This window comes from Candidatus Thermoplasmatota archaeon (assembly GCA_035540375.1).
Classification (GTDB): Archaea; Thermoplasmatota; SW-10-69-26; order JACQPN01; family JAJPHT01; genus DATLGO01.
Window position 1 is genome coordinate 1 of sequence record DATLGO010000029.1, and the last position, 17,508, is coordinate 17,508.

Sequence of the window (17,508 nt, forward strand, 5' to 3'; positions counted from 1 at the left end):
GTCCATCCCCGCCGCCCCCGCCGTCCTCGCGCTCCTCGCCGGGTTCGGAGCCGCCCTCGCGCGCCGGCCGTAGCGTTCCGGAACCCTTACAACCGCGGCCGCGGCTCGCGGCCCGTGCACCCGGCCCCGGCGCTCGACGTCGTGCCGATCCTGGCCGCCGCCCTCGTGAACATCGTCGTGGGTTTCGTCTGGTACGCGCCGCCCGTCCTCGGAAACGCGTGGCTGAAAGAGCTGGGGAAGAAGCAGGAGGAGCTCGGCTCCCCCGGGCCCGCCTATGCGCTCGTGGTGGTGAGCGCTCTCGTCAGCGCCCTCGCGCTGAACTATGTCATCCACGGCATCTCGGGCGCCTCGCCCACCCTCCAGGACGGCGCCCTTGTAGGCCTCATCGTCGGCGTCGGGTTCGCCGCGACAGCCATGGGCGCGGAATCGATCTTCGGCGGCAAGAGCCTGAAACTTTACCTCATCAACGCCGGTTACCACGTGGTGGCGCTCGCGCTCGCCGGCGTCGTCGTCACCTTCCTCTGATGCCGACCTTCATCCTCCTCGCGCACCGGGCCTCGACCGCCCCCGCCTTCAGCCTGGACGATCTTCCGGGGTCCGGCGGCCGCATGGACATCGTGTGCCGCGTCGTGACAAGCGCCCTCCTCCATTCCCACGGCGTCCGGAGCGACGTGGAGGTCATCGCCCTCCTCCAGGGCCCCCCGGGCGCTCCCGTCGCGGTGCGCTTCGACGGCGCGAAGGTGCGCCGCCTGAACCCCGACGAGCGCAGCACGGCGGCGCTCGTCCGCCGCGCGCTCGCGACGCCCCGCACGGGACCCGTGTGGCGCGAAGCCTCCCCCGGGGTGAGCGTCGCGGACGCGACGCTCGCGGACCTCCTCGACACCCTCGCGACGCGCCCTCTCGTGCTCCTCGACGAAGGGGGCGACGACGCGCGCGCCGCGCCGCCGCCCGCGGACGCGGTGTATGTGATCGGCGACGACCAGGGATTCACGCCCGAAGAGGACGCCGAGGTCCGCGGCCGCGGCGCCCGGGCCGTGAGCCTCGGGCCGCGGTCGCTCCAGGCCGACCAGGCGGTCGTGGTGCTCCTGAACGAGCTGGACCGGGCCGGGGCGCGGTAGGCCTGCCGGGCCGGGGGTCGCGCCCCGTGGCCCGCGAACGAACGCCTCCGCTGAAGCAGTTGGAGCAGCGCGAAAAACTCTTGTCGTTGGGAGGCTGAAGAGAATGCGCGCGCTGCCGACGCGCGCATCCTAGCGAGACCGTATAACCTTTACGATCCGATCACGGGATTGTCGGATTTTCCGACAAGTTCCCTCCAATCTCACGGGATGAGCGACGCCGCCGCCTCGACCGCGAAGCCGTAGAACGGCGCCGGGTAGAGGCCGATCACGATCGTGCCGAGGAGCGCGATCGCGACGGCCGCGATGGCCGAGGCCGGGATCGCGAGGCGCGTCGTGGCGCCGCCCTCGTCCACGTACATCGTGCGCACGATGCGCGCGTAGTAGTAGAGCGAGATGGCGCTGTTCACGACGCCCGCGACCGCGAGCCACACGAACCAGCCGCCGGCCTGGATGGCCGCGCTGAAGAGCACGAACTTCGAGGCGAAGCCGGCAAACGGCGGGATGCCCGCGAACGAGAGCATGAAGATCGCCATCGCGAGGGCGAGGAAGGGCGCGCGCCGGGAGAGGCCGCGCCAGTCGTTCAGGTCCTCGCTCACGCCGAGCGTCGCGACGGCCGCGACCACGACGAAGGCGCCCGCCTTCATGAAGGCGTGCGTCGTGATGTGGAGGAGGCCGCCCGCGAGCGCGAACTGCGTCGCGATGGGAAGCGCGATGAGCATGTACCCTGCGTGCGCGATGGACGAATACGCGAGGAGCCGGCGCACGTTGGTCTGCGAGAGCGCGACGACGTTGCCGACCGTCATCGTCACGACCGCGAGGGCGGCCGCGAGGAACGTCCAGTTGGTCTGGACCGCGACGAGGCCGATGATGAAGATCTTGAAGATGGCCGCGAAGCCCATCTTCTTCGAGGCCGCCGCGAGGAAGGCCGACACCGTGGGCGGCGCGCCGTCGTACACGTCGACCGACCACATGTGGAACGGCACCGCGCTCACCTTGAACGCGAAGCCGGTGAGCACGAACACCCAGCCGAAGACGAGCGTCGGAGCGATGCGGCCCGTCGCGGGGTCGATGAGGCCCGGCGCGCCGACGAGGCCGCCCGAGAGGGCGTCGAGGTTCGTCGTGCCCGCGAGGCCGTAGATGAGCGAGATGCCGTAGAGCGTGACGGCGCTCGAGAGCGACCCGATCACGAAGTACTTCATCGCGGCCTCAGCGCTGTCGGGGGCCTTCTTGTAGAAGCCCGCGAGCGCGTACGTGCAGAAGCTCGCGAGCTCGAGGCCGACGAAGAGCGTGATGAGTTCGCGCGCGGAGGCGACGACCATCATGCCGAGCGTCGAGAACAGGATGAGCGCGTAGTACTCGCCCTGGTGGCGCTCGCGGATCGAGTGCGGGCTCGCGAGGACCACGATGCCCGCGACGAGGAGGAAGATGGCGGCGAAGAAGACCGAGAACGGCGTGACGTCGTACACGCCGTAGACCGTCGGGACGCCCGCGCTCGAAACCGGCAGGGCCTCGACGGCGTCGCGCACGTAGCCGAAGCCGGGGACGTCGTAGAGGCTCGCGAAGCTGAAGACGCCGGCGAGGACGATCGCGATGAGCGCGAAGCCCGCCATGCCCTGGCGCTTGAGGCCGAGCGTGCCGAGGATCGCGGCCGCGAGGCCGGCGATCGTGAGGATCGCAAGCGGCGTGAGGGCGATGATCTCGTTCGGGACGAGCGCCACTCAGGCCACCCCCATCGTGAGGAGAAGGGCGCGGACGGGGCCGTCGAGGACGTCCGTGAGCAGGCGCGGCCAGAGGCCGTAGAGGGCCGTGAACAGGAGCAGGATCGCCAGGGGGACCGCCTCGTGCCAGTGCAGGTCGTACGTGTGTCCGTAGTGGACGCCGGGCTTCTCCGTGAACGGGCCGAAGAAGGCGCGCTGGAGCGCCCACAGATAGTACGCGGCGGAGAGCACGAGGTAGACGAGCGGGATCAGGATGTAGATCCCGAAGGCTTCCCAGGTGGCGCCGTAGATCTGGAACTCCGCGATGAAGGCCGCAAGCCCCGGGAGGCCGAGACCCGCCATCGAGAAGATGACCATGTACGTCGCGGACTTCGGCAGCTTCGCCGCGAGGCCGCCCATCGACGGGATGTCGCGCGTGCCGAGGTTGTGCGCGAGCACGCCGCACAGCATGAAGAGCGCCGGACTGATGAAGCCGTGCGCGAGCATCATGAAGTTCGCTCCGACGAGGCCGAGCTCGCTGCCCGTGTGGACGGACGCCGCGATGCCAAGGAGCACGAGGCCCATCGACCCGATGGACGAGTACGCGACGAGCTTCTTGTAGTCGCGCTGCACGAGGCAGATCGCGGAGGCGTAGATCATGCTCGCGACCGCGATCACGAACATGAGGGGCACGAGCCACTGCGCGCCGAAGGGCGCGACGGGGAGCGCGATGCGGATGAGGCCGTACGAGCCCATCTTCAGCAGCACGCCCGCGAGGAGCACCGAGCCCGCCGTCGGCGCCTCGACGTGCGCGTCGGGGAGCCACGTGTGGAAGGGGAAGACGGGGAACTTCACCGCGAAGCCCACGAAGAGCGCGAGGAACACGATCTGCTGGAAGCCCTGGCTGAAGCGGCCGTTCGCGGCCACGATGTCCTCGATGGCGAAGGAGCGCGCGCCGGACGGGAATGCCTCGAAGTACAGCGCCATGAAGGCGAGCAGCATCACGAGCGAGGCCGTGAACGTGTAGATGAAGAACTTGATCGCCGCGTACTTCTTCCTCGGGCCGCCCCAGATGGCGATGAGGAAGTACATCGGGATGAGCACGAACTCCCAGAAGACGTAGAACAGGAAGAGGTCGAGCGCGCTGAACACGCCGAGGACGGCCGCGTTCAGGATCATGAGCATCGCGTGGAACGTGGAGGCGCGCTCCGTCTGGTCCCAGGCGAAGACGATGCCGAGCGTGACGAGGAGCGCCGTCAGGAAGAACATCGGCGCGCCGAGGCCGTCGAGACCGAAGATGATCTGGATGCCGAGGCCCGGGATCCACTGGTACTTCTCGTAGAAGCCGTAACCGGTCGCGGTCTTCGGGGCGTCGGCGAGCGTGATGAGGAGGTACGACGCGATCGCGAGCGGCACGAGGCTCGTCGCGAGCGCGACGACGCGCGCGATGCGGTGATCCTTCCGGCCGATCGCGAGCGTGAGGCCGGCGCCCGCGAGGGCGCTCAGGATGGCGATGGAGACGAGAGGCAATTCCATTCAGCTCCCTCCGAAGAACGAGATGCCGCGGTCGCGCAGGGCGTCCGTGAGGAGCGGCGCGTACACGATCGCGAGGATGATGAGGACGACGCCCGCGACGACCGCGAACGCGTAGTCCTGGACGTCGCCGGTCTGCCAGAACCTCCAGCGGTCGGCCGTCCTGCCGGTGCGGTTCGCGACGCCGTTCACGACGCCGTCGATGACGTGCTGGTCGAACCAGTCCTCGACGCGCGCCCAGCCGACGACGACCTTCTCCGCGAAGGCGTTGTAGGCGTGGTCGATGTAGTAGCGGTTCGCGAGGACCTTCGAGAAGCCCGTGAGCTCGTCGTCGGCCTTGAGGTTCTTCGCGACGCTCTTCGGTCCCCACCAGGCGTACGCGAGCCCGGCGCCGAGGAGCGCCACGGCGATGGAGGCGTAGGTGAGCGGGACCTCGAACGGGTGGAGGAGCGCCTTCACGAGGCCGCCGCCGTGCGCCTCGCCGTGGCCCGCGTCCGCGACGCCCGCGGCCGCGAGCGTCTCCGGGGAGGCCGCGACCAGGTTGTCCGCGGTGCCGCCCGCGAAGGCGAAGACGACGACGCCGCCCACGAGCGCCATCGCGCCGAGGAAGGCGAGGGGGACGGCCATCGTCCAGCCCGACTCGTGGATGTGGCTCTCGTGCGACCCGTGCTCGCGGTGGTGGCCGGCGTGCCCGTCGCGCGCCGCGCGCCAATCCTTGCCGCGGTACTCGCCCTCGAAGGTCATGAAGTACAGGCGGAACATGTAGTACGCCGTGAGGCCCGCCGTGAGGAGGCCGACGCCGTAGAGGACGTAGTAGATGGGCGCATCGTGGGCCGCGTGGAACACGGCCTCGAGGAGCGCGTCCTTCGAGTAGAAGCCGCTGAACGGCGGAAGGCCCGCGATCGAGATGGTGCCGAAAAGCATCGCGAACGCCGTCACGGGCATCCACTTGCGCATGCCGCCCATCTCGCGCATGTCGTACGGCGCGTCCTCGTGGTGGCGCGCGTGGCCGACGGACCCGGCGCTGAGGAAGAGGCCGGCCTTGAAGAAAGCGTGGCTGAACAGGTGGAAGATCGCGACGGTGACGCCCGCAAGCGCCGCGGCCGAGACGGCGTCGCCGTGGCTGAAGTAAAGCGATCCGCCGACGCCGAGCGCGAGGAACATGTACCCGAGCTGCGAGAGCGTCGAGTACGCGAGGACGCGCTTCACGTCGTTGTTCACGAGCGCCATGCTCGCGGCGAAGAGGGCCGTGAAGCCGCCGATGATCGCGACGACGAGCAGAAGCTCGGGCGTCTGCACCATGAGCGGGTACGAGCGCGCGACGAGGTAGACGCCGGCCTTGACCATCGTCGCCGCGTGGATGAGGGCGGAGACGGTCGTGGGGCCCTCCATCGCGTCCGGGAGCCACACGTGCAGGGGGAACTGCGCGCTCTTGCCGACGGCGCCGAGGAAGATGAAGAGGTTCGCGATGAGGAGCGTGCCCTTCGCCGACTCCTCGACCTTGAGCGCGAAGAGGTGGTCGAAGTCGAGCGTGTGGAGGCCGCCCGCCGCCCCGCCGAACTGGACGAGGAGGATGATGATGCCGACGAGGAAGAACACGTCGCCGATCCGCGTGACGAGGAACGCCTTCTTCGCGGCGGCCGCCGCGGCGGGGCGCTTGTACCAGTACCCGATGAGGAGGTACGAGCAGAGGCCCATGATCTCCCAGAAGATGAAGAGGATGAGGTAGTTGCCCGCGACGACGAGGCCGAGCATGCCCGTGATGAAGAGCGTGATCTCGGCGAAGTAGCGGCGGCGCCCGTCGCCCTCCTCGTGCATGTAGCCGACCGAGTAGAGGACGATGAGCGTGACGAGGATGCCGACCACGAAGAGCATGAGCCCCGTGAGCGGGTCGACGTGGATCGCGAGGTTGAGCTGGTAGTTGCCCGCCGTCCACCATTCCATCTTCTGGACGAACGGGTGCGCGTAGCTCACGGTGTGGTCGAGGACCTTCTGGAAGACGAGCAGGCTCAGGATGCCCGCCGCGCCGACGAGCGCGACGGAGAGCCACCCGCCCTGCTCGCCGGGGATCTTCTTCCCGAAGAGGCCGACGAGGAGGAACGCGACGAAGGGCAGGACGGGGATGAGCCAGGTGTACTGGAGGATCGGGTCGACGGCCATCTTACCACCTCAGGCTGCGGGCGCGTTCGGTGTCGATGTTCTGCATCAGGCGGAACAGGTTGACGAGGATCGCGAGGCCGACCGCGGCCTCGGCGGCGGCGAGCGCGATCGAGAAGAGCGCGAACGCGTAGCCGGTGCTCGTCTGGAACATGGACGAGAACGCCGCGAAGTTGAGGTTCGCCGCGTTCAGCATGATCTCGATGCTCATGAGCAGGCGGATGCCCGAGCGTTGCGTGATCATGCCGTAGACGCCGATCGCGAAGAGCGCGGCGGAGAGCGCGACGACCCAGCCGCCGGTGATCGGCGGGAAGCCCTCGAGCATCAGGAATCCTCCTTCTGGGCGAGGACGAGCGCGCCGATGAGCGCGGCGATGAGCGCGACGGAAAGCAGCTCGAAGGCGAACACGAGGGGCGGCTCGGCCGCGGTGCCCGTCTGCTTGAAGAGCTGCGCCGTGACGCCCGTCAGGTTCTCGCGGCCCTCGAGCGTGCCCTGGTCGGGGTGCTCGACGGGGCCGGCCGGGCCGAGCGCGGTGTAGGGGTTCCACGCGTTCGTGAACAGCGCGGCAAGCGCCAGGATGACGAAGACGAGGATGGCGGCCGTCCACTTGAGGTCGGTCTTGGTCTGCTCGTTCAGGCGGATCCCTCCTTCTTCTTCGTGCCGGCGACCGTCTGCGTCTCCGTTCCGTAGACGCCGTCGTCGATGCTCACGCCGTAGAGGTTGCCGGGCTCGCGCACGGGCTTCCTCGGGTTCGTGTCCACGAGGCTCTTCATGGGGCCCACGCCGACCGCGGGCGTCGCCGTCTGGAGGTCCTCGACGCTCTCGACCGAGAAGCCGGGCGGAAGGTCCAGCTCGTCGAGCGAGTGCGGGCGCTCCTGCGGGAGCGTGAGCATCACCGTGAACAGGATGAGCGTGATGACCGCGCCGACGTACACGAGGATCTGGATCGCGGCCAGGAACTCGGCGCCGACGAGGAGGAAGAACGCCGCGACGCCGATGAGGAGCGCCGCGAGCCAGACCGTCGCGTGGATGTTCTCGCGCACGGAGACGACCTTGAGGCCCGCGAACACCATGAGGAGCGCCGTCGCGAAGAAGCCCGTGAGCATCGCGCCCGCGACGATCGCGAGGCCGCCGAGCCCGACGGCCGCGAGGAGGGCCCAGATCGTGATCTCCTTCTCGCGGACGAGGACGAAGATCTGCATCGCGGAGCCGAGGACGAGACCCGCGAGGACGCCTGCGAGACCCCAGCTCGGGAGACCCGCGAGGTAGCCCGCGGCGCCGAGCGCGAGGACGCCGCCCGCAAAGAGCGTGCCGGCGCGGCGGCGGTCGTCGGAGCGCGCGCCGTTCCAGAAGCCCCATCCCGCGCCGCCCGCGAGGACGGCGAGGACTGCGTACGCGAGGTAGGTCGCCATCTGGCTTCCGCCCTCGGGCGCGTAGTTGTTCAGGGGAGACCCTTCGACGAACGCGATCACACTGAGTCCCGTCATGGTGGTCCGCTCCGCGCGCTCCTAACCGGCCTTGGCCTCGTTTTCGCGTTCAAGCTCGAGCTGGCCCTCGCGCTTCGAGAGCTCGTACGAGTCGTAGTCGAAGACGCCGCGGTCGTACTCGGAGAGCTTGAATTCCTTGTCGAGCCGGATGGCGTCCGTGGGACACGTCTCCTCGCAGAGGCCGCAGTAGATGCAGCTCACGATGTCGACGCGCGGGAAGATGGCGCGCTTGTTCTTCGGCGCCTGGTAGTCGAGGGCCTCCATCTGGCAGCTCGCGTTCGGGCACACCATCGAGCACGTGGTGCACCCGACGCAGAGGTCGAGATAGAGCTTGATGCGGCCGCGCCAGTTCTCCGGCACGTCGCGCATCTCCTCGGGGTATTCGACCGTCACGGGGGCCTTCGTCATGGACGTGAGGGTCTCCTTGAATCCCTTGGCGAAGGCGAGGATCGGTACGCGCATCTCAGAAACCTCCCTTGAGGAAGTAGACCTCGGCGACGGCGACGACGAGGTTGACGACGGACAGCGGGAAGAGGACCTTCCAGCCGATGCTCAGGAACTGGTCCGCGCGCACGCGGGGGAGCGTGAACCACGTCGCGAGCACGATGAAGACGAAGACGGCCACCTTCGCGAGGAACACGAGGATGCCGACGAGGTTCCAGAGCCACGACCCGCCCGTGGGGAGGAAGGGCATCGTCCAGCCGCCGAAGTAGAGCAGCACCGTGAGGGCGCTGATGAACACGATGTTCGCGAGCACGCCGACGAAGAAGACGCCGAACTTCATGCCCGAGTACTCGGTGAAGTAGCCGGCCACGAGCTCCGATTCCGACTCGGGCAGGTCGGTCGGGACGACGCCCGCCTTCGCGAGGGCCGCGACGAAGAAGATGAGCGCGCCGAGCGGCTGCAGGAGGATGAACCAGAGGTGGTGCTGCGCGAGCGCGATGCCTGTCGTGCTCATCGTGCCCGCGAGCATCACGACCGCGATCGCGGAGAGGATGAGCGGGATCTCGTAGGCGACGTCGAGCGCGGCCGCGCGCATCGCGCCGTACATCGAGTACTTGTTGTTCGACGCCCAGCCCGCGACGATCTCGCCGATCGGCGCGACCGCGCTGATCGCGAGGATGAACAGGATGCCGACCGAGAGGTCGCTCACGATGACCTGGTTCGAGAAGGGCAGGGGAACGAAGGCGACGATGATGGGGACGATCGCGAGATAAGGCGCGATGCGGAAGCCCCAGGGGTCGGCGCGGGACGGGATCACGTCCTCCTTGGACATGAACTTGATACCGTCCGCGAGGAACTGCAGGAGGCCGAAGGGACCGACGCGGTTCGGGCCAAGACGCGTCTGGATGCGCGCCATGATCTTGCGCATCACGTAGGACATGATGCCGCCGACGCCGAGCACGAAGCCGACGGCGAGGAGCGCGCCGATGAACCACGCGTAGGGCGGGGCGATGAGCGTCTCGATGAGGTTCGTCAGGGGGTCCGCCATGGGTTCACCGGTCGAGGTCGCCGAGGATGATGTCGATCGAGCCGAGCGAGACGACGAGGTCGGGGATCTTCAGGCCGACGACCATGTCGTGCAGGGGCGCGAGGTTCGAGAGCGTGGGCGCGCGCCACTTGAAGCGGTAGGGTTTGGAGGTGCCGTCCGAGACGACGAGGCAGCCGTACTCGCCGCGGCCGCCCTCGATCGCGGCGTACACTTCGCCGGGCGGGGCCTTGAAGCGGTGCTGCCGGGCGCCCTCGCCGACCTCGGGCGAGACGTAGTCGCCCGTCGCGGGCATCTCCGCGATGCACTGGCGGATGATCCGGATCGACTCCGTCATCTCCTTCATGCGGACGATGAAGCGGTCGTAGGCGTCGCCGCCCGTGCGGACGGGCACGTCGAACTTCATGCGGCCGTAGACGTCGTACGGGTGGGCCTTGCGCTGGTCGTACGCGACGCCGGAGCCGCGAAGCATCGGGCCCGAGCAGCCGTAGTTGATCGCGAGGCGCTTCGGGAGGACGCCGACCTTCTTCGTGCGGACGACGAAGATGTCGTTCTCCGCGAGGAGGTTCCAGTACTCCTTGAGCCGCTCCTCCATGTAGTCGCAGTACCGCGCGGCCTCGTCGAGGAAGCCCGGCGGCAGGTCGTTCTTGACGCCGCCGATACGGTACCAGTTGTACGTGAGGCGCGCACCCGAGAGGCGCTCGAGGAGCGCGATCGCGCCTTCGCGGTCGCGCATGCACCAGAAGAAGGGCGTGACGGCGCCCGAGTCCAGGCAGAAGGGACCGAGCCACAGGAGGTGCGACGCGACGCGCTGGATCTCGGCCGTGAGGACGCGGATGTACTGCGCCTTCTCCGGGACCTGCACGTTGCCGAGCACTTCGCAGGCGCGGACGAACGCGTAGTTGTTGTGCATGGCCGCCGCGTAGTCGAGGCGGTCCGTGAGCGGGATGCCCTGGAGGTACGATCCGTCCTCCCACAGCTTTTCGACGCCGCGGTGCAGGTAGCCGATCACGGGATCGACGCCGCGCACGATCTCGCCGTCGAGGAGCACGCGGAGCCGGAGCACGCCGTGGGTCGACGGGTGCTGCGGGCCGACGTTGAGGAGCACGAGGCGCTGCTTCTCGGCCGCGGACTTCGTCGCGAGGCGCGCGAGCGCGGGCGGGAACTCGGCGGAAGCGGGCGCGGTCTTGAGGGTGACGTTGTCGGGCGTGATCGCGGGCGTCGTCATTACCAGCCCTCCTCTTCCTTGAACGAGACGACGTCGCGGCCCTTCGCGTCCATCGCGACGAACTGCTCGCGCGTCACGTCGTAGTCCTTCCGGAGCGGGTAGCCGACCCAGCCGTCCGGGAGGAGGAGGCGGCGGAGGTCGGGGTGGCCCTCGAAGGCCACGCCGAAGAGGTCGAACACCTCGCGCTCGAGCCAATCGGCGCCGCGCCAGAGCGGGACGACCGAGGGGACCGAGGGCAGCTCGCCCGTCTCCAGCTCGCGCGGAACCTTCGTCTTGAAGGAGAGGCGCTCGCCGTGGCCGTAGCCGTAGAGGTTGTACACGACCTCGATGCGGTCCGGCGGATAGTCGATCGCCGTGAGGCACGCGAGGTGGTCGAAGCCGAACTCCTCCTTCGCGGCGCGCAGCACCTTGAGGACGGAGTTCGTGTTCAGGTGGATCTGCGGGATGTCGGTCTGGAGCCCGACGTCGACGACGTCCGACGGGAAGGCGGTGCGGAAGCGTTGGACGAGCGGAAGCGCGAGCGCCTTCTCGCGCGCGAATTCCTCGGGCGACTTCTCCTTCTTCGCCTCGGCGGCGGGCGCGGCGCCCTCGGGAGCCTTGGCCGCCATCGCGGCCTTGGCGGCCTGCGACTTCGCCTTCGCGATCGCGATCTTCTCGTCCTTCGTGAGCGTCGCGGGATCCTTCGCCATGAGCGCCTGGATCTCGACCGGGAGGCCGGCGCCCGCGGGCGCCGCGGTCGGAGCGGGCGCGGCGGGGGCGGCGCCCGGCGTCCTGAAGTTCAGCGGCTCGCCGCGCGTCTTCTTGAAATTGTAGCGCGCGACCGCGGCCTTCTGGTTCTTCGTGAGCTTCGTCTTGTCCGCGTCGTGGAGCGCGAGGAGCTCGGCCATCTCCTCCTGCGTGTAGTCCTCCACGTTGCCCGCGTCGGGAAGCGCCACTCAGCGCCCTCCCTTGAGGTAGCGCTCGAGACCGGGCGAGATGCGCGGGTCGGCGCGGATCTTCTCCTGCAGGCGGATGAGGCCGTCGAGGAGCGCCTCGGGGCGAGGCGGGCAGCCCGGGACGTAGACGTCCACGGGGATGATCTTGTCCACGCCGTGCACCGTCGAATACGAGTTCTGGTAGGGTCCGCCGCAGACGGCGCACGCGCCCATCGCGATGACCCACTTCGGCTCCGGCATCTGGTCGTAGAGCTTGCGGATGCGCGGCGCCATCTTCTTCGTGACCGTGCCGGGCACGATCATGAGATCGGCCTGGCGGGGCGTCGCGCGGAACACCTCGCTTCCGAAGCGCGCCATGTCGTAGTGCGGGCCGAGCGTCGCGAACATCTCCATCGCGCAGCACGCGAGACCGAAGGAGAGCGGGAAGAGCGAGTTCGAGCGCGCCCACTTGAGGAGCTTGTCGACGGACGAGAGGAGGATGTTCGGGTCCTGGTCGTCCGGGACGCCCGCCGCGAGATCGCCGGTCGTGATCAGCTTTGCCACTGGAGAGCCCCCTTGCGCCACGCGTAGACCCAGCCCGCGAGGACGATCACGACGAAGATGACCATCTCGAAGAGGTACGCGCCGATGCCGACGGACTGGATGAAGGCCGGGTCCTGCGTGAGCGACAGCGCCCACGGGATCATGAACACGGCCTCGATGTCGATGATGAGGAAGATGAGGACGTACATGTAGTACTGCACGTCGATGGGGCCGCGGGCGGACCCGACGGGCACCTCGCCGGATTCGTAGGTCGAGAGCTTCCCGGGAACGAGACGGCGCGGGCCGATCAGCTTCGTGAGCTGGAGGGTGGCCCACACCATGACGAAGCCGAGCCCCGCCGTGACGAAAACGGGAACGTAGTTCCAGAGCACTTCGCCTGCCGTGGGGAACCCTCCGGGGGACGGTGCGGGGATGGCCCATTCCTTATAAGAACGTTTGGTTCGAACTTGCGCGTCCACCGGTTTTTCCCGGGAAAACCAGCGTTTTTTCGCTCATCGGGGGAAGCGCGCGTCGTCCATGAGCGGCGCGAGGTCGGGGTCGCCCGCCGCCTGCTCGGCGAGGCGCGGGTCGAGCGCGAGGGCCTCGTCGAGGTGCACGCGGGCCGCCGACGCGAGCCCGAGCCGGGCGAGAACGTGCGCGTAGTGGATGTGGACGTCGCCGCGCTCCGGGGCGAGCCGGAGGGCGGCCTCGCACGCCGACCGCGCGGCCTCGGCCCGTCCGAGCTTCTCCAGCGCGAGGGCCCGGTCGAGATGGACGTCGACGTTCTCGGGGTCGGCTTCGAGGACCCGGTCGGCCCAACGCTTGGCGGCGGACCAGCGCGCCTCGCCGAGGGCGGCGAGCAGCTCGTCGAGCGCCTCCTCGGGCGTCGCGCGGGCGCGCGGGAGGATCCGGAGCCTGCCGCGATGCGCGAGGACCGCCACCGTCCCCGCGACGAGGAGGAGCGTTCCGCCCGCGGCGGCGCCCGTCGCGAGATCGGGCATCGGCAGCGGGGCGGGGACGACGACGAGCGGAAGGGACCACGAGGCGGCGTCGCCTTCGAGCCGGACCGCGAGCCGGGGAACCGTCGGCGCAAGGAGCGCGTCGCTGCGCTCCGCCGCGAGGGCGGCCTTGAGGGAGAAGGCGCCGCGGCCGGTGAGCGCCTCGCCGCGGGCCTCCACGAAACCCTCGGCGGTCTCGAAGCGGCCCTCCGCGTCGGGGAGCGTCACGAGGCCGGCGACGACCAGGTCGGCTTCGCGCGGGAAGGCCGAGACCCGGCCCTCGACGAGGGTCGCGCGGAGCGACCCGCCCCGCACGGTCACGCGGTGCTCCTCGAGGCGCTCGTCGCGGGCGATGCCCCCGCGCTTCTCGATGAGGCCGGTTTCGTAGGAGGCGGCCTCGCCCTCGCCGGTGACGAGGTAGTCGACGTTCCAGAGGAAGAGCGTGAAATCCCCCTCGACCGCGACCGTGCCGCGCGGCGCGGTGAAGTTCGCGTGGGGCCGGTCGAGGCGCGCGCGCAGCCCCCAGAAGACGTCGTCGCTCGTCTCCACGTCGTAGCCCGGCGTCCCGACCTCCTCGAAGCGCGCGCCGGTGACGGACGCGCGTCCGGTCGTGTCGACGTCGATCGCGTAGGGCGCGCCGACGACGGGGGCGACGAAGACCGCGAAGCCGGGCCGCGTCCGCGCGACCGCGAGGAAGGACGCGTCGTGGCGGATTGTGGCGCGCGTCTCCTCGCCAACGGCCCGCGTGCAGCCGACGAAGGCCGGCGGACACACGTTCGTGGCGTTCGCGAACCGGCGGTCGATCTCGATCCGCTCCGCCTCGAGCGAGAGCGCGAAGGGCGCGACGGGGCCGGGGCCGTACAGGAGGAGGGGGCCGTCCGCGGAGGCGAGGCCGAGGTCGCCCGCGAGCGCGACGGGGGCGCCGGTCTCGAACACCCCGGCGCCCGCGGCGGCGGCCGCGGCGGGGGCAAGCGGCATGAGTAGGAGGATCAGGATGAGAACGGGAAACAGCCGGCCGCTCAAGGCCCTCCTCACACTCCTCGGAGCCTCCCAGCTCCGCCCGCTCAAGGAGCCCCGGGTCATGGAATAAACCCTTGGGTGTCACCCGTCCCGTCACCAAATCCTTATGCCGCGAAGGACGCATCCGAACCCGGGAGGCCCGGTCCAATGTCGCTCCTCGGTTGGCGGACGATCGCCGTGCTCGCCACGGCGCTTCTCGTCCCGCTGAATGCGAGCGCGAGTCCCGCCGTGGCCCCCTCGAACTTCCTCGTCCAGCAGAGCAACGGCTTCGCCGTCCTCAGCTGGGATGCGACCGAATCCACCACGTATCGGGTCTTCGTCGGCACGAACGCGGACAACCTCGGCCTCGTCGGCACCACGAGCGCGCTGACCTTCGACGCGAACGCCGGGTCCGGCGAGACCTGGTACGCCGTGGGAGCCGTCGACGCGAGCGGCGCGCTCGGCCCCGTCGCCTTCTCGAACGCGGGCGCCACCAAGACCGGGCAATGCGTTTCCGTCTCGAAATCGGGCGGCGTCGGCATCAGCATCAAGAACTGCGTCACCTTCTGAGGACATCATGGAACTCTCGAGGCTTCGCGCCGACGCGCAGCTTGCGGCCGCCCGACCGAGCCTTCGGCAGGAGATCCATGCCTTCATCGTGGCCCACCCGGCGGCGCACATCCTCGAGATCGCGGAGCGCTTCGGCCTCAGCCACCCGACGATCATGTACCACCTCGATCTCCTGAAGAGCGAGGGGTACGTCGTCTCCGTTCCCTGGGGGAAGCGGCGCGTCCACTTCGACGCCGCCTCGCACTTCACGGCCTGGGAGCGGGAGGTCCTCGCCACGTTCGCCGCGGACGAGCCGCGCGCCATCCTCGAAGCCGTCGCCGCGAGCCCCGGCACCTTCGGTCGCGAGCTCGCGGCCTCCCTCGGGCTTTCCACGACCACCGTCAAGCGGCATCTGCCCGCGCTCCTGAAGCTCGGTCTCATCGCCGAGGTGGAGTCGGGCTTCCGTCGCCGCTTCGCGATCGGCCCCCAGCTCGTCCGTCGCGGGCCCGCCCTCCTCGCGAAGATCCCCGAGGCCGTCGGCATGCAGGCGATGATCCGCGCGGTCCTCGCCGACACGATCGGACCGAACCCTTCAGAGACAACTTGAAAGGCCGGACCTGACGGGACCGGGCGGGTTCTAGACAAAATGACCCAAGTTTGATGAGGGGGCGCGTCCTTAGCAGCCTCAAGGGACAAGCCTGCCAAGGCCGCCGGGGATCGGGGCGTCGGCGTGATTCCTCACACCAACCCCCCCTCCTCCCGCCGACCCCTCCCACGAGGTTGCGACCGCGCTCCCCTCAGACGCGGTCGCAACAACCGGTCCCCGGCGCTCCCTTCCTGTTTACAGCGACACTCCGTCTCACGCTCCGTGCTGCGGCACGGAGCGTGAGACTACGTGCCAGAGGAGGGGGCTATCCGCCCCCTCCTCTGGACTCCTCCCCGGACCAGGGGCTCCGCCCCTGGACCCCCGCCGAGACCCGCGTTTCCCTGTCATGGGACGGTCAGGGGGCCCTCGGCCCCCCTTGGGTTCGCGCGCGGGCTGGGGCTCTGCCCGATTTCCGCCGAGACCCACGTGGGCCTGTCGATGGGACGGTCGGGATGCGCGGGGCCCTTCCGGACCTGCGTGGAACTGGGGCTTCGCCCCTGGAACCCCGACCGAAACCGCGTGGGCCCGTCCTGGGGGCGATCGGGAGGCGCGCGGCTCACGCTACGACCCCCAGAGCGGAGCACTTCTGCGGGGTTCTGGACGCGCGTGAGGTCGACCGCGGTGATGCACTCCGATGGAGCGCGGCTGAGGACCTCCTGCAGATGGGGGACCGTGAGGCCGCAATCCTCCTCTTCGCCGCCTTCGGCCAACGCGGGCCATCGCCCTCGTTGAGGGGCTGCTGCTTCGCCCGCGCCGGGCCGCCTCACCGCTTCGCGAGGAACCGCACGAGATCGTACTTCGTGACGATGCCCCTCACGGCGCCCTTCTCGAGGACGAGGACCGCGGGCTGGGTCTTCACGAGCTCGATCGCGCGCTCCACCGATTCGCCCGCGTCGAGCGAGGGGAGCGGCGGGCCCATCGCGCCCTCCGCGGTGCGGTCGAGGACGCCCGGGTTCGCGAGCGCCTTCGAGAGGATGTCGCCCTCGAGGAGCGTGCCCACGATCTCGCCCTTCTCGCCCACGACGGGAATCTGGTTGATGCCGTGGCGGTTCATGAGCTCCACGCCGCGTCGGACCGTGTCCTTCCACGCGACGCTGATGAGCGCGCCCTGCTCGTGCGGCGGGAGCACCTGGCCGATCGTCGCGCGCGGCGTCGTCTCGTCGAGGTAGCGGTTCTCGCGCATCCACTCGTCGTTGTGGAGCTTCGCCGTGTAGTTGCCGCCCCAGTCCGGGACGATCACGACGCACACCGCGTCGGGGCCGAGGCGCTCGCGGCGGATGTAGCTCATCATCCCCGCGATCGCGGTCCCCGCGGACCCGCCCGCGAAGATGCCCTCCTCGCGCGCGAGGCGGCGCGAGGCGATGAACGACTCCTTGTCGGTGACCTTCAGGATCTCGTCGATGACGTCGAACCAAACCGTCGTCGGGACGATGTCCTCGCCGATGCCCTCGACCTTGTACGTGTGCGCGTGCTCCGGGTGGTACTCGCCCGTGTCCTTCACTTCCTTGAGGATCGAGCCCACGGGGTCGAGGCCGATGACCTTGATCTTCGGGTTCTTCTCCTTGAGGAACTTCCCGATGCCCGAGATGGTGCCGCCCGTGCCGACGCCCGCGAAGAGGTGCGTGATCTTCCCGTCCGTCTGGCGCCAGATCTCCGGGCCCGTCGTCTTGTAGTGCGCGCGCGGATTGTCCTGGTTGTCGTACTGGTTGGGATACACCGCGTTCGGCGTCTCGGCCGCGAGGCGCTTCGCGACGGAGTAATACGAATCCGGGTGATCCGGCGGGACCGCGGTCGGGCACACGATGACCTCCGCGCCGAACGCGCGCAGGAGCCGCACCTTCTCGATGGCCTGCTTGTCGGTCGTCGTGAAGATGCAGCGGTAGCCCTTGATCGCCGCGGCGATCGCGAGCCCCACGCCGGTGTTCCCGGACGTGCCCTCGACGATCGTGCCGCCGGGCTTCAGGAGGCCTTCGCGCTCGAAGCGCTCGATCATCGCGATGCCGATGCGGTCCTTCACGGACGCGCCGGGATTGAAGTATTCGACCTTCGCGAGGACGAGGGGCTTCGCGCCGTCCGTGACCTTGTTGAGCTTCACGAGTGGCGTGTTGCCGATCGTCTCCAGGATGTTCTCGCGGTACTCCACGGCGCCA

General features: G+C 69.2%; 17 protein-coding genes. 4 read left to right on the forward strand and 13 right to left on the reverse strand.

The window, feature by feature from the left end; translation table 11 throughout:
- The first annotated feature begins 114 nt into the window (after nucleotides 1–114).
- Both VM889_03320 and trmY read left to right on the forward strand, forming a co-directional pair.
- On the forward strand, nucleotides 115–525 hold the full coding sequence (locus tag VM889_03320; GenBank protein ID HVL47565.1) for a DUF1761 domain-containing protein: 411 nt from the start codon (nucleotides 115–117) through the stop codon (nucleotides 523–525).
- Nucleotides 525–1,118, forward strand: coding sequence for a tRNA (pseudouridine(54)-N(1))-methyltransferase TrmY (trmY, locus tag VM889_03325; protein HVL47566.1), 594 nt, complete (start codon nucleotides 525–527; stop codon nucleotides 1,116–1,118). The genes VM889_03320 and trmY overlap by 1 nt, the downstream gene beginning before the upstream one ends.
- A gap of 200 nt (nucleotides 1,119–1,318) precedes the next feature.
- On the opposite strand, the gene VM889_03330 is transcribed toward trmY, so the two are convergent.
- The 12 genes from VM889_03330 to VM889_03385 form a co-directional block, all read right to left on the reverse strand.
- Nucleotides 1,319–2,836 (reverse strand): NADH-quinone oxidoreductase subunit N, encoded by a 1,518-nt coding sequence (locus VM889_03330; protein ID HVL47567.1) that lies wholly within the window; start codon nucleotides 2,834–2,836, stop codon nucleotides 1,319–1,321.
- Entirely contained in the window at nucleotides 2,837–4,351 is a 1,515-nt protein-coding gene (locus tag VM889_03335; protein ID HVL47568.1) for an NADH-quinone oxidoreductase subunit M, read from the reverse strand.
- Nucleotides 4,352–6,508: an NADH-quinone oxidoreductase subunit L gene (gene nuoL, locus VM889_03340; GenBank protein ID HVL47569.1), complete on the reverse strand. Its 2,157-nt coding sequence runs from the start codon at nucleotides 6,506–6,508 to the stop codon at nucleotides 4,352–4,354.
- Nucleotide 6,509: 1 nt separating this feature from the next.
- Nucleotides 6,510–6,830: an NADH-quinone oxidoreductase subunit NuoK gene (nuoK, locus tag VM889_03345; GenBank protein ID HVL47570.1), complete on the reverse strand. Its 321-nt coding sequence runs from the start codon at nucleotides 6,828–6,830 to the stop codon at nucleotides 6,510–6,512.
- A 307-nt stretch (nucleotides 6,831–7,137) separates the two neighbouring features.
- On the reverse strand, nucleotides 7,138–7,992 hold the full coding sequence (locus tag VM889_03350; protein ID HVL47571.1) for an NADH-quinone oxidoreductase subunit J: 855 nt from the start codon (nucleotides 7,990–7,992) through the stop codon (nucleotides 7,138–7,140).
- Between the two features lie 21 nt (nucleotides 7,993–8,013).
- Complete coding sequence (locus tag VM889_03355) at nucleotides 8,014–8,454, reverse strand: NADH-quinone oxidoreductase subunit I (GenBank protein HVL47572.1); 441 nt, start codon at nucleotides 8,452–8,454, stop codon at nucleotides 8,014–8,016.
- A 1-nt stretch (nucleotide 8,455) separates the two neighbouring features.
- Nucleotides 8,456–9,484: an NADH-quinone oxidoreductase subunit NuoH gene (gene nuoH, locus VM889_03360; GenBank protein ID HVL47573.1), complete on the reverse strand. Its 1,029-nt coding sequence runs from the start codon at nucleotides 9,482–9,484 to the stop codon at nucleotides 8,456–8,458.
- Between the two features lie 4 nt (nucleotides 9,485–9,488).
- Entirely contained in the window at nucleotides 9,489–10,709 is a 1,221-nt protein-coding gene (locus tag VM889_03365; GenBank protein ID HVL47574.1) for an NADH-quinone oxidoreductase subunit D, read from the reverse strand.
- Complete coding sequence (locus VM889_03370) at nucleotides 10,709–11,644, reverse strand: NADH-quinone oxidoreductase subunit C (GenBank protein ID HVL47575.1); 936 nt, start codon at nucleotides 11,642–11,644, stop codon at nucleotides 10,709–10,711. Before VM889_03370 ends, VM889_03365 begins: the two co-directional genes overlap by 1 nt.
- Nucleotides 11,645–12,178, reverse strand: a complete 534-nt coding sequence (locus VM889_03375) for an NADH-quinone oxidoreductase subunit B family protein (GenBank protein ID HVL47576.1) — start codon at nucleotides 12,176–12,178, stop codon at nucleotides 11,645–11,647.
- Nucleotides 12,175–12,558, reverse strand: a complete 384-nt coding sequence (locus tag VM889_03380) for an NADH-quinone oxidoreductase subunit A (protein HVL47577.1) — start codon at nucleotides 12,556–12,558, stop codon at nucleotides 12,175–12,177. The genes VM889_03375 and VM889_03380 overlap by 4 nt, the downstream gene beginning before the upstream one ends.
- Before the next feature lie 120 nt (nucleotides 12,559–12,678).
- Entirely contained in the window at nucleotides 12,679–14,187 is a 1,509-nt protein-coding gene (locus VM889_03385) for a hypothetical protein (GenBank protein ID HVL47578.1), read from the reverse strand.
- A 144-nt stretch (nucleotides 14,188–14,331) separates the two neighbouring features.
- Between VM889_03385 and VM889_03390 the strand changes: the two genes are divergently transcribed.
- The gene (locus VM889_03390; protein ID HVL47579.1) at nucleotides 14,332–14,733 is read left to right on the forward strand and encodes a hypothetical protein; all 402 of its coding nucleotides are present in this window, start codon (nucleotides 14,332–14,334) and stop codon (nucleotides 14,731–14,733) included.
- Between the two features lie 7 nt (nucleotides 14,734–14,740).
- Nucleotides 14,741–15,319 carry a winged helix-turn-helix transcriptional regulator gene (locus VM889_03395; protein HVL47580.1) on the forward strand — a complete coding sequence of 193 codons (579 nt, stop codon included), beginning with the start codon at nucleotides 14,741–14,743 and terminating at the stop codon, nucleotides 15,317–15,319.
- 802 nt (nucleotides 15,320–16,121) lie between these two features.
- On the opposite strand, the gene VM889_03400 is transcribed toward VM889_03395, so the two are convergent.
- Nucleotides 16,122–17,501, reverse strand: a complete 1,380-nt coding sequence (locus VM889_03400; protein ID HVL47581.1) for a cystathionine beta-synthase — start codon at nucleotides 17,499–17,501, stop codon at nucleotides 16,122–16,124.
- Nucleotides 17,502–17,508: the final 7 nt, after the last annotated feature.

Bases quoted from the DNA above. Each gene is read 5' to 3' on its own strand.
- VM889_03365 (HVL47574.1), bottom strand. From the start codon at position 10,709: ATGACGACGCCCGCGATCACGCCCGACAACGTCACCCTCAAGACCGCG.
- VM889_03390 (HVL47579.1), top strand. From the start codon at position 14,332: ATGTCGCTCCTCGGTTGGCGGACGATCGCCGTGCTCGCCACGGCGCTT.
- VM889_03395 (HVL47580.1), top strand. From the start codon at position 14,741: ATGGAACTCTCGAGGCTTCGCGCCGACGCGCAGCTTGCGGCCGCCCGA.
- VM889_03335 (HVL47568.1), bottom strand. From the start codon at position 4,351: ATGGAATTGCCTCTCGTCTCCATCGCCATCCTGAGCGCCCTCGCGGGC.
- nuoK (HVL47570.1), bottom strand. From the start codon at position 6,830: ATGCTCGAGGGCTTCCCGCCGATCACCGGCGGCTGGGTCGTCGCGCTC.
- nuoH (HVL47573.1), bottom strand. From the start codon at position 9,484: ATGGCGGACCCCCTGACGAACCTCATCGAGACGCTCATCGCCCCGCCC.
- trmY (HVL47566.1), top strand. From the start codon at position 525: ATGCCGACCTTCATCCTCCTCGCGCACCGGGCCTCGACCGCCCCCGCC.
- VM889_03355 (HVL47572.1), bottom strand. From the start codon at position 8,454: ATGCGCGTACCGATCCTCGCCTTCGCCAAGGGATTCAAGGAGACCCTC.
- VM889_03350 (HVL47571.1), bottom strand. From the start codon at position 7,992: ATGACGGGACTCAGTGTGATCGCGTTCGTCGAAGGGTCTCCCCTGAAC.
- nuoL (HVL47569.1), bottom strand. From the start codon at position 6,508: ATGGCCGTCGACCCGATCCTCCAGTACACCTGGCTCATCCCCGTCCTG.